Raw genomic sequence first — 433 nt, forward strand, 5'->3', positions numbered from 1 at the left:
GGCGGCGCGCCGCTCGCGGTGCTCGGCCTGGCACGCGGCGATGCCAGCGCCCCGGTGCGCAGCGATCGCCTCCCGCTCTTGGGCAGCCTGGCAGACCAGGCCGGCCTAGCGCTCGAACGCATCCGGCTTGAGCATGACATGGCCGGCGTGCGCCAACTGGAAGAGCGCGACCGGTTGCGTGCCGCGCTGCTGTCTTCGATCAGCCACGATCTGCGCACCCCGCTCACCGCCGTGGTCGGCACGCTGCGCGAACTCACGCCCGCCAATCCCGAGCAAGTGCCGATCCTTGCCACTGCCCGGGCCGAGGCGGAACGGTTGCAACGCTTCATCGCCAACCTGCTCGACATGGTGCGGATCGAGGCCGGCGCGATTGCCCTGCGGCCCGAGGCGGTGGACCTGGCCGAGGCCGTGGCCAACGCGGGGGACGATCTGC

General features: G+C 72.1%; 1 protein-coding gene. It reads left to right on the forward strand.

Annotated features, from left to right (window positions below; genetic code table 11):
* Window positions 1–433 (forward strand): sensor histidine kinase KdpD (locus tag H926_RS34950; protein ID WP_305809479.1); only part of this gene is annotated, 433 nt, incomplete at both ends.

This window comes from Novosphingobium sp. B-7, from assembly GCF_000410615.1.
In the GTDB taxonomy this organism is placed as follows: Bacteria; Pseudomonadota; Alphaproteobacteria; order Sphingomonadales; family Sphingomonadaceae; genus Novosphingobium; species Novosphingobium capsulatum.